The 10,189-nt window shown below is 29.7% G+C and carries 15 protein-coding genes and 3 pseudogenes; all 18 read left to right on the plus strand.

Features of this window, described 5'->3' with window-relative positions; genetic code table 11:
- On the plus strand, positions 1–253 hold a 253-nt coding region (locus RBH29_RS16455; RefSeq protein ID WP_306698091.1), incomplete at its 5' end, for a hypothetical protein.
- Between the two features lie 311 nt (positions 254–564).
- The gene (locus tag RBH29_RS16460) at positions 565–1,308 is read left to right on the plus strand and encodes a L,D-transpeptidase family protein (protein WP_306698092.1); all 744 of its coding nucleotides are present in this window, start codon (positions 565–567) and stop codon (positions 1,306–1,308) included.
- A 405-nt stretch (positions 1,309–1,713) separates the two neighbouring features.
- Complete coding sequence (locus RBH29_RS16465) at positions 1,714–2,307, plus strand: hypothetical protein (RefSeq protein ID WP_306698093.1); 594 nt, start codon at positions 1,714–1,716, stop codon at positions 2,305–2,307.
- Positions 2,308–2,497: 190 nt separating this feature from the next.
- Complete coding sequence (locus tag RBH29_RS16470; RefSeq protein WP_306698094.1) at positions 2,498–2,848, plus strand: P-loop NTPase family protein; 351 nt, start codon at positions 2,498–2,500, stop codon at positions 2,846–2,848.
- Between the two features lie 53 nt (positions 2,849–2,901).
- The gene (locus RBH29_RS16475) at positions 2,902–3,081 is read left to right on the plus strand and encodes a hypothetical protein (RefSeq protein WP_306698095.1); all 180 of its coding nucleotides are present in this window, start codon (positions 2,902–2,904) and stop codon (positions 3,079–3,081) included.
- A gap of 40 nt (positions 3,082–3,121) precedes the next feature.
- Positions 3,122–3,268, plus strand: coding sequence for a hypothetical protein (locus tag RBH29_RS16480; RefSeq protein WP_306698096.1), 147 nt, complete (start codon positions 3,122–3,124; stop codon positions 3,266–3,268).
- Between the two features lie 15 nt (positions 3,269–3,283).
- A pseudogene (locus RBH29_RS16485) lies at positions 3,284–3,478 on the plus strand (hypothetical protein); the annotation flags it as partial.
- A 2-nt stretch (positions 3,479–3,480) separates the two neighbouring features.
- Positions 3,481–3,696, plus strand: coding sequence for a hypothetical protein (locus RBH29_RS16490; protein WP_306698097.1), 216 nt, complete (start codon positions 3,481–3,483; stop codon positions 3,694–3,696).
- 232 nt (positions 3,697–3,928) lie between these two features.
- Positions 3,929–4,465, plus strand: a complete 537-nt coding sequence (locus tag RBH29_RS16495; RefSeq protein ID WP_306698098.1) for a CDP-alcohol phosphatidyltransferase family protein — start codon at positions 3,929–3,931, stop codon at positions 4,463–4,465.
- Between the two features lie 191 nt (positions 4,466–4,656).
- A complete protein-coding gene (locus RBH29_RS16500; protein ID WP_306698099.1) occupies positions 4,657–5,451 on the plus strand; it encodes a class I SAM-dependent methyltransferase in 795 nt (264 codons plus the stop codon).
- Between the two features lie 183 nt (positions 5,452–5,634).
- Positions 5,635–6,435, plus strand: a complete 801-nt coding sequence (locus RBH29_RS16505; RefSeq protein WP_306698100.1) for an S-layer homology domain-containing protein — start codon at positions 5,635–5,637, stop codon at positions 6,433–6,435.
- Positions 6,436–6,951: 516 nt separating this feature from the next.
- Positions 6,952–7,338, plus strand: coding sequence for a hypothetical protein (locus tag RBH29_RS16510; RefSeq protein WP_306698102.1), 387 nt, complete (start codon positions 6,952–6,954; stop codon positions 7,336–7,338).
- Positions 7,328–7,794 (plus strand): annotated as a pseudogene (locus tag RBH29_RS17920) (GNAT family N-acetyltransferase). Before RBH29_RS16510 ends, RBH29_RS17920 begins: the two are co-directional and overlap by 11 nt.
- A 295-nt stretch (positions 7,795–8,089) precedes the next feature.
- Positions 8,090–8,293 (plus strand): annotated as a pseudogene (locus RBH29_RS16520) (GNAT family N-acetyltransferase); the annotation flags it as partial.
- A gap of 120 nt (positions 8,294–8,413) precedes the next feature.
- On the plus strand, positions 8,414–9,034 hold the full coding sequence (locus RBH29_RS16525) for a class I SAM-dependent methyltransferase (protein ID WP_306698104.1): 621 nt from the start codon (positions 8,414–8,416) through the stop codon (positions 9,032–9,034).
- A 64-nt stretch (positions 9,035–9,098) separates the two neighbouring features.
- Positions 9,099–9,386: a hypothetical protein gene (locus tag RBH29_RS16530; RefSeq protein ID WP_306698105.1), complete on the plus strand. Its 288-nt coding sequence runs from the start codon at positions 9,099–9,101 to the stop codon at positions 9,384–9,386.
- Positions 9,364–9,549: an ADP-ribosylglycohydrolase family protein gene (locus RBH29_RS16535; RefSeq protein WP_306698107.1), complete on the plus strand. Its 186-nt coding sequence runs from the start codon at positions 9,364–9,366 to the stop codon at positions 9,547–9,549. Before RBH29_RS16530 ends, RBH29_RS16535 begins: the two co-directional genes overlap by 23 nt.
- Positions 9,550–9,705: 156 nt before the next feature.
- Positions 9,706–10,044, plus strand: coding sequence for a hypothetical protein (locus RBH29_RS16540; RefSeq protein WP_306698106.1), 339 nt, complete (start codon positions 9,706–9,708; stop codon positions 10,042–10,044).
- The last annotated feature ends 145 nt before the right edge of the window (positions 10,045–10,189 follow it).

The raw sequence follows: 10,189 nt of genomic DNA on the forward strand, positions 1-10,189 counted from the left end.
AAAACAATTATTAGATTCAGAAGATGTAGAAAATTTTATTTCTATTTTAAATGATGCAATAACGTATAATGAATATCTTGTAAGGAATGAAGATATGGAAAGTAAAGAATATATTATAATGTTAAGCTACGAAGAAGGTTCAAAGGTAGATATAAATTATTATATGGGTAGCAATAAGTTTACTTTGAATACTTTTAATGATTGGTATTACATGGCAAGTGATGGACTGGAAGAATATATTATTGGTAAGTAAAAAATTGTGACAAAATAGTATGAAAGAGATAAGAAAACTAGTTTGGCAAAACCTATTTTTTAATGTAGTGCAAGTGTTATTGTATTTGACAGAGAGGGAAAAGTATTGTCTATTTAAATTTTGAAATAGATTAATGGGAAATGATGATTATTAATGATTAATAATTTAAACCTTCTGCTTAAATTGTATTTAGAAAATATTTGGTTATAAAAAAATCATTCTATGGACTTTAAATATGATATAATTATATTTAAAGTCTAAGCCTCCACCTTTATAAGGTGGAGGCTTAGAATAAGATTAATAAAAGTAATATGAAAGGAATTAATATGTTTAAAACAAAAAAATTACTTTTAATAGCATTATTTATCCTGATATTTTTAGCAACTATATTGGCTGTTATAGCTAGACCTTATTTAAAAACAATATATTATCATTCACAAGGTCAAAGAACAATTACTGATATAATAAATCTTACACATGATAATGTTCATAAAAATTTGAAACCGTATTTTGATAAGTCCAATATAAGTTTTCCTCCTGAAAAAATAACTTTTGTTTCTTTTAAGCAGGAAGAAAAAATGGAATTATGGGTAAGTGAAAATGATGAATGGATATATGTTAAGGCATATCCAATACTGGGATTAAGCGGAGAGAGTGGTCCTAAACTAAAAGAAGGTGATAGACAGGTTCCGGAAGGTGTTTATAATATTATTGGATTAAACCCTAATAGTTATTTTCATTTAGCCATGTTAATAGACTATCCAAATAAATATGACAAAAAAAATGCAAAAAATGATAATCGAACTAACCTTGGAGGAGATATATGTATACATGGAAGTAATGTATCGGCTGGTTGTTTAGCTATGGGAGATGATGCTATTGAAGAATTATTTTACATTGTTGTAAAGGCTGGAATTGATAATACTAAAGTAATTATAGCTCCGTATGATTTTAGAAAAGATAATAATCAAATTGAATTAGAAAATATAAATATAGAATGGTTACCTGAACTATATAGTATTATAGATGAAGAGTTGAATGATTATGTACACTAATAAAGACAAAACCTCTAAGTTCCATCCTTTGTCTCATTTTTCAAATGCTTTGTTATTTGTCATAATAGCCACTCTCCTTTTAAATTATTTGATTTTATTTTAAAGGAAAATATAGTATAATTGTATATAATTTACTTAAAATCAAAACAAACAACAGCCACCGCGTAAGCGGTTTAGTTCAACCGTGCATTCATGTGTAGCAAAAATATTTATTCATTCCTGTAATATTCCCTTGAGAAAAACATGTGAGCGTATAGGTGCAAAAATGGTAAAATAGTGACGTGTAAAGCTTCAAAGGTATTAAAAAATCCTGAGATATGAAATTTTTGATAATATAAGAGAATGTCAAAAGGCTTAGCAGTAGTAGCTTTTTTACTACTATTATAACAAACGGAGAATATTGATATGAGAGAAATTAATGATAGAAAAAAATTAGTGAAGATAAAAACCTTAATAGATAATACTTTTAAAACAACTAATCCTTTTGGAAAAGAGAGAGGTATTTTTTGTGATTCACTTACAGATAAAATTATATTATGCCCTGTGGAGAATTATCGTCTGAAACAAAGCCAATTTTATGGATTGATAAAGACATGTAAAGAATTAGGTATAAATAAAATTTACTTTTCAGAAATAGAAGGATATGATTTGATTGAACTAGATGAGTCTGAACTAGCAGGAAAATATACTAATCATTATTATAAAATGGATTTATTAAATGGAAGTATAAATGATAAATTTGAAGAATATCACAAAATGAAGTTGATTTTGGAGAATGCAGTTTATTCAGAAAATATGGATTTTGGTATTCTAATATCTCATGAAGACTATGCTGTAATTGGTGCCAAAAAAGAATTTATGGATAAATATAAAACATTTTATCCGGAATGGACACTATCACGACAATGCTTTGAAAAGATGTGGGATGATAACTCTAAAGAATTTAAAATGAATTATCCATGGCTCAAAGATTTAATTAGATATATTTATGAGGAATAATTAAGAGTGTGCTGCCGATTTTTCCCCTGACTTTCAAAAGTGCACGATTATATATAGAGAGTTCCAGTAACTTCACCCGTAAAAGGCATTAGCCCTAAGCAGCTGAAACAGCGGTATGTGAAATAACACTAGATTGTCTGTTATTATAGATAATTACTTGTAATAATGATAATGTTGCCTCAAAAAACATGTGAGTATAATAGGTACAAAACTTGTTGAAATGGATAAATTGTTTTGGAAGGCTGGATGGAAATTAATTACAATAAAAGAGTTAGAAGAAAAGCTAACTCAAATAATTCATTTGGAATCATGGATTATTGATGGAAACTATATAAATACAATGGATGTAAGGTTAGAAGCAAGTGACACAGTAATTTTTCTTGATTTTTCTTTATGGATTTGTCTTTGGGGAATAATAAAAAGGCGATTTATCTACAGGAAATCCGAAAGACCAGATATAACATCAGGCTGTTATGAAAATCTTAATTGGGAATTTATATCATATGTAATCAAATTTCCATTTGAACAAAAAAGGTTCTAAATATTTAGTTAGCTGCAAACTTGGTTTAGTCAGATGGTACTAGGAGGAATTTAATGGAAAGGAAGCCAATTAAAATTTTCGGAAATTGGAAAGACGGATATGCAATTGACTTACATAGTATATCAAGTGAATATGTAGGTGACAATGAATATGGGTATTCTACTTTTGATACAACAAGAAGTATACTAGGTGAGTTGTTATACAAATTAAATATACACACAATAAAGAGATAATTTATGATATAATGAAACTTATAGTTTTATTTGTAAGATTATGGACAAAAAACTAAATGTTGATGTTATAGTACCTATGTCGCCATCAAAAAAAGATAGAGGGTATCAGCCAGTAGATGTTATAGCAGAAGAATTAGCAAATAAATTAGGTGTATACCATTGTTTTGATTATTTAAGTAAAATTTAAAGAAATCAATCTAAAAATTCAGATAATAAGGGTAAAGTATCACATTCTATGATAAGGAATAGAGATTTTACCAGAAAGCTAAATGTACTTATAGTAGATGACTTGTACGATTCAGGAGCATCTATGAATGAAGCAGTAAGAGTTTTGATTGAAGATATAAATGTTGACAATATTTATGTACTGGCTTTAACAAAAACAAGGAGGAGTTAAGTGTGAACATATTTATTGCTGGACCAAGAGCTATTAGTAGGCTTGATAAATTAGTCATTCACAAAATTAATGATATCATGGACAATAATTATAATATATTAGTCGGTGATGCTAATGGAGTAGATAAAGCTGTTCAAAAATTTTGCAGTGAAAAGAGTTATAAGAATGTCAGAGTTTGTGCAACGATGGGGAAAGCAAGAAACAATCTAGGAAGTTGACAAACAGATATTCAATAAAATGTGGCAATGGTGATATAGAAGATACCTAAAGAAAGGAAGAAAATAGATTGGTTTTACAAACTAAATGAGCAATTTAATTAACCGTATAGCCTAAACTTGCTACTAGGTGTACATTTACTACTTCACATACAATCCTATAAGTTGGCTGAAATCACTGCATAATGGCCGTTAGATAAGGGAGTATGTAAGTTACATAAAAAGGAGACTAGCATTGAAAAAATATATTCCCAATATACTTTCTATACTAAGAATCATATGTTCTGTTTTATTAATTTTGTTTATAAATTATCAGGTTGGTTTTATTTTACTTTATTTTGTAATAGGTTTAACTGATATACTTGATGGCTTTATAGCAAGGAAGTTTAAGATAGAAAGTAAGCTGGGTGCAAGATTAGATTCACTTGCGGATCTTTTTTTCTACACAATATTGGTTTTTATAATTATAAAGCTACATTCTACAATTATTATTAACTATAAGATAGCAGTAATAGCTATAACTTTTATTCGTTTATTAAATATATTATTGACTAAATTAAAATACAAAGAAATTGTTTTTGTTCATACCATAGCAAATAAAATAGCAGGTGTTTTATTGTATTTTTTACCTTTAATTATTTTATTTACAAAAAATGATATTATTATATTGGTTATACTCATAGTAGTTTTTATTGCTGGTATAGAAGAATTATTGATTACAATAAAATATTCAGAAGTTAAACTAAACCGTGCAAGCATATTTTCTAAATAGAAGGAAATTAATAGAAGAGTTACAAATATACACACTAATCTAAGTTTCCCAAATAGTTTGAAGGCATGTTTTCAAAAATTAAAAAGTAAGTGATTTTGAAAGAAATCAAAAAAGCTCAAAATACAAAAATGTCTAATTTTAATTGCAGGAATAGATGAAGTTTGATAAAAAATTCAAAGGAGAGAAATGATATGGATTATATTATGAGCAATAAAGAAGCTTGGGAAGAAGCTTTTGATAATCGTTCTAAAGACTGGGGGAAAGATATAAAATATCGATTGGAAAATGAAGAATTGCCATTTATTGAGAAAGTCCTTGCGGACGAATTAATCAAATATGATTTTAAAAACAAAACAATAGCTCAATTTTGTTGCAATAATGGACGTGAACTATTTTCTTTTATGAAATTAGGTGCTTCTTATGGAGTTGGATTCGACATTGCTGAAAACATGGTTTCTTTTGCAAATAGCACTGCTAAAGAATTGGGAATTAATTGTTCTTTCGTATCTACTAATATTTGTAAAATTGACGAAAAGTATCATGATACATTTGATTATATTTTTATCACCATAGGAGCACTAACATGGTTTGAAGATCTTTCAGAGTTTTTCAAAAAAGTATCTCTGTGTTTAAAAAAAGATGGTAGATTAATAATTAATGAAATGCATCCAGTTACAAATATGTTAGCATTTAATGGAGAAGAAGAATATGATGAAAAAAATCCAAGCAAAATTGAATATTCATATTTTCGAAAAGAACCGTGGGTGGAAGACAATGGTATGGGGTACATGACTAATAAAGCTTATGATTCAAAGACATTTTATAGCTATTCGCATACAGTTTCACTTATACTAAACTCAATAATCAAAAACAATATGCATGTAGAAAAAATGATTGAATTCGATTATGATATTTCTGGTATGTTTAGTGATTTGGATAATAAAGGGATACCACTATCGTATATTTTAATTAGTCAGAAATATTAATAGTTAAGGATAGATAAAGGTGCTGGATTAGAAATACGAGCAGAAGGCTTTACGTATCACATTCCTGCAGACGTATTAGAAGACATTGATGATATGGATGATTTTGTAATTCGAGTATCCGTACCAAGTGCTGAAGATATAGAACAGATACAAGACGTTGCTAATGAAATGGGTGTTGATCTTGTGATTGAACCCGTTAGAGTTAAAACGGAAATTATAAAGGATGGGGAGTCAACCGTTTACAATGATTTTGGTTCATTTGTAACTATAAAGGTTGCATTACCAGAAGGTGTTGATCCAGAAGATATAACAACAGGGGTTGTGCTAGATCCAGATGGCACGTTCAGAGCTGTACCGACTCGAGTTGTTTTTGAGAATGATCAATATTATGCAGTTGTCAGTTCGCTATACAATTCAATTTATGCGGTTATCCATCATAATGTTGTTGTAACATCTGTAGAAGGACGATGGTCAGAGGACATGATTAATAATATGGCATCTAGAATGGTTATATCCAATGTGGATGATTTTGATCTTACAGCCGACATGACAAGAGCAGATTTTGCTGTTTACCTAGTGAATGCATTAGGATTAGAAGGTCAAATGCCAGATGGTAGTTTGGAAGATGTGTCTGAGGATACATCGGTCAATCGAGCCATTGCCGCATTGGTGGAAAAAGGTATTATTATGGGCTACCCAGATGGCACTTTTAAAGGCGATCGTACCATCACAAGAGAAGAAATGGGTGTGATGATTGCAAACGCTAGGGTATTCATAGTACTAGAAACCATCGTAAATGATGTGTCAGCTTTTGAAGATCTAGATTCAATATCTACATGGGCTCAGGATATGAGGGATATTGTAGCCTTAGGTGTATACAATGGTTATCGTGATGGAACATTACGACCAAAACAAAACATCACCCATGAAGAAGGCTTACAGGTCATTTATAATGCTTTATATTTAGCAGGTTTAATTGACTAGTCAAACATGTGACGGATTTAGGTAAAGCAAAGGGGGCTGTTGCACAATTAATTGAGTAAATTAGTTGTGTAGCAGTTCTTTTTATTGTATTAAAATAGGAAATGCGAGTACCAACGAACCCGCAAATATAAGGCCTACTCTTCCACTAGAAGAAAACCTATTGTAAAGCCGAGAGTCATTTTAAAAATATTAACCTATGCTTACATGATTTTGGCAATGTCAATGAGCTTTGTCTTATTTCCCTAAATGCATCCAACCCGATACATATGCATAATGGTGTGTGCAATTCACAGTATATCTATTTGTTTTATGAGAGAACAAATAGATGTAACGGAAAATATTTAGAAGACTTGATTTTAAATGCAAGATATTATTAAAAAGTTTGAAATAATACCTAAATTCATTGTATAATGAGATAAATTGAGATTTTTCTTAGAAAGTGGGGATTGATATATCATGTGGGAATTAAACTTTTAAAAAATAACTTTGTATTTATGTTTAATTTGTATATTTAGTTTGTCTTCAGGTTGTTATAATACAGAAGAACCAATTAAATTATCAGAAGTTCCAACACCAGTGAATAAAGAGAATATTCATACTCCAAAGCCTGTTGTTGCTGCAGTTACTAATGACGGATTTGTATATAAAGCTTATCCTGGTTATGAAGATGGTACTAAAGCACTAATGGGTTGGAGAAATATTGTGTCAGTTGCAGATGCAAGAGGTTATGTGGCTGGATTAAAAGAAGATTGTACTGTTGACTGTAATGTTTATGCTTATTCAGGAACAATAGATACATCAGAATGGGAAGATATTGTTGCCATATCAGCAGCTACCTCTATTGTTGGTCTAAAAAAAGATGGCACTGTAGTATCAACTGGTTCAAACAGATTTGGAATATAGGGAATTCAAACTAGGACAAGAAAATGAAGTTTCAAACCTTGTATGGGAGGTTTTTAGCGAATTTGAAGCACCTGACTATTCTGATGAGGGAATTAGAACCTTTAAGGATTTTATAGAACCTAAAGAATTAGCAAATACAGTAAGTAATAGTAGTGCTAAAATATGCTGTTGCTATGAAGATAATACTATTGTTGGAGTCCTAGCTTTCATGAATATTACACATATTTCACTGTTATTTGTAAAAAAACTCATCACAAAAGAGGAATTGCAAAAAAACTATTAAAAATAGCATCAACAGAAATATTACAAGCTAATTCTAGTGCCAAAGAACTTACTGTAAATTCTTCACCATATGCGATAAATATATATGAAAGAATGGGTTTTGTACCTAGTGATAAAATGCAAGAAAAATATGGACTAAAGTTTATGCCTATGAAAAAAATCTTAGATATTTAAGCTAATACAATCCTCTAATTTTGATGAATTGATAAAACTGCAAAAATTATATAGCACAAGGAGCACAAGCAGCTGGAGTTGATATTGAAAAAATATTCATTACCTGTAATCCTGACAATATTCCCTTGAGGAAAAACATGTGAGCTTATAGGTGCAAAACTCGTTAATGTTTAGAGGAAAAGTATATTTAAAGTGTTTGCTGTATTAAGAGGACTTAAAAGTTGGACATTTTTCATTTATACTAAAAAAATTTTTGGATTAAATATAATAACATATTTAAAAGTTAAGACACTACCTAATTACTAAAGAAGATTTTAGAGGAAAAGGATATGGAACAGCAATACTAAATTTTGCAAAAACAATTGCTAAATCTGAAAATTGCTATAAAATTATGTTGTTGACAGGAACAAAAAAGGAATCAACTTTAAATTTTTACAAAAGAGCAGGTTACAATAACAAAGACAAAACAGGATTTATACAATGGCTTAATGAAAAATAATTATAAATAAAAGAAACTTTTATCTATAGGCTAAGCAAGAATTCATATAATCTTAGTTACTTATTTTCATGTAAAACCTTGGCAGGCTTATTATTTGAGTCAAAGGAGGATATTTTTTAGATGACTAATCCGTTTTTAGAGATTCCATTAGACATATATGAGAAGCACATGAGTTTGGATTCAGTATACCAGTTACAAACTTTAAATAAAATAATGTGTGAACAGTTAAAATGCTACGATATTTTAACCCCTATGATTCTTGGAGTCGCAGGGGGAAATGGTCTAGAGCATATTGATACTAATAAAATAGATATAGTCTATGGAGTTGATATTAATTCTAAATTTTTAAAAACATGTAGACAGCGATATTCATATCTTGGCAGGCATTTTAAAGAAATATGCTTGGATTTAACAGAATTATCTGTGTGTTTGCCAAAAGTGGATTTGATAATAGCTAATTTGTTTATTGAATACATAGGATGTAAAGCATTTGTTTATCATATGCAAAAAATATGCCCTAAATATATTTCGGTTGTCATACAGCTAAATTTGGGTGATGAATTTGTATCTGATTCCCCGTATATTAATGCTTTTGAAAAAGTGGAAAAAGTTCATCATCAAATTGATAAAACTGAGTTAATAGAATCATTGGACAAAATAAACTATTCTTGCATATTAGATAAGAAGTATCCTTTACCAAATAGAAAAATATTTCAAAGATTTGATTTTAGAGCTAAATAGTTAGGGCGTTAGACAAAAGAAGATGCAATTTACATAAAGATGAAAAGAGAAAAAGAAATATACTTTGTCTCAGGACATATATAAACTTACGTTCCGCCTAACCATTGCATATGCTGCTTTTGTTGCTAGTACCCAAAATAGAGTAGAGCCTTCAAGTTTTCATGAGGGATTAAAAAAACTTCTTATAGGTTATGAAAGCATGGAGTTTCTTAAGCTAATTGAAGATGTTGTAAATAGTATTTACAATAAAGAAAATTCTAAGGAATATGTATTACGGATAGGATTAGAAAAAGGAATTAGCGGATATATATCATACTGTTCCTGTAGTTATTCATGCATGGCTCAGTTATAAGGAGGATTTTAGAAGAAGTATTATAGAAATGATTGAATGTGGTGGTGATACTGATACTAAAGCAGCTATTTTAGGCAGTATTTTGGGTGGAAGTGTAACAATGGCAGGAATTCCAGAAGACTTGCAAAAGAACATCTGTTTATTTCCATATTCTGTGAAGTGATAAAAAAACCAATAGACTTATATCTTAAATGGATATATACTGGTAATAGTGATTTTTGAGTTAGGGTAGTTATATGCTCATGTTATGTAATGCCTGCTTATGTCACTCAGTCAAAGATCGAATAAAGAGTACTAATATATAAGTTGAGATATATTAATGTATACAAAGAGAGGAGAGGAAATGAATATGAAAAGAATTGTAACTGGCATCATTTCTATTGTTATGATAGGATCTGTAATGGCGTGTAGCAATACAGCTAATAAACCGGATATGCATATAGAAAAGGCACAAATATCAGAACAAGAAGAAAATATCGCAAAGTTACTTGGATTAAACATCAAACAACCAATTTATGATTTTAAGTTAGATAAAAATGTGAAAAGTATTCAAATCAATACCTATGAGCTAACTGATGGAGCGTGTAATTTGGTCGCAGTAGGAGGAAGAAAAGCTTTTTCTGATGATAATGGAAGCAGTTTATCTAAAATATTATAAAAAATAGCGTCTGAAAACCCATCTTTACTTGCCGGCTTTAGCCGTGGGATGAAAGACGCTCTTGCCAATAGGTAAGCATTTTTCACAATATATGTTGTAGTAAAGAATAAATACTGATACAATATCAATATGAGACAAGAATATA

This window comes from Herbivorax alkaliphila (assembly GCF_030848475.1).
Lineage (GTDB): Bacteria > Bacillota > Clostridia > Acetivibrionales > Acetivibrionaceae > Herbivorax.

Excerpts from the sequence above, each read along its gene's own strand:
- RBH29_RS16475 (WP_306698095.1), top strand. The coding sequence starts at position 2,902 with ATGGAAAGGAAGCCAATTAAAATTTTCGGAAATTGGAAAGACGGATAT.
- RBH29_RS16500 (WP_306698099.1), top strand. The coding sequence starts at position 4,657 with ATGGATTATATTATGAGCAATAAAGAAGCTTGGGAAGAAGCTTTTGAT.
- RBH29_RS16465 (WP_306698093.1), top strand. The coding sequence starts at position 1,714 with ATGAGAGAAATTAATGATAGAAAAAAATTAGTGAAGATAAAAACCTTA.
- RBH29_RS16540 (WP_306698106.1), top strand. The coding sequence starts at position 9,706 with ATGTATACAAAGAGAGGAGAGGAAATGAATATGAAAAGAATTGTAACT.
- RBH29_RS16480 (WP_306698096.1), top strand. The coding sequence starts at position 3,122 with ATGGACAAAAAACTAAATGTTGATGTTATAGTACCTATGTCGCCATCA.
- RBH29_RS16460 (WP_306698092.1), top strand. The coding sequence starts at position 565 with ATGAAAGGAATTAATATGTTTAAAACAAAAAAATTACTTTTAATAGCA.
- RBH29_RS16525 (WP_306698104.1), top strand. The coding sequence starts at position 8,414 with ATGACTAATCCGTTTTTAGAGATTCCATTAGACATATATGAGAAGCAC.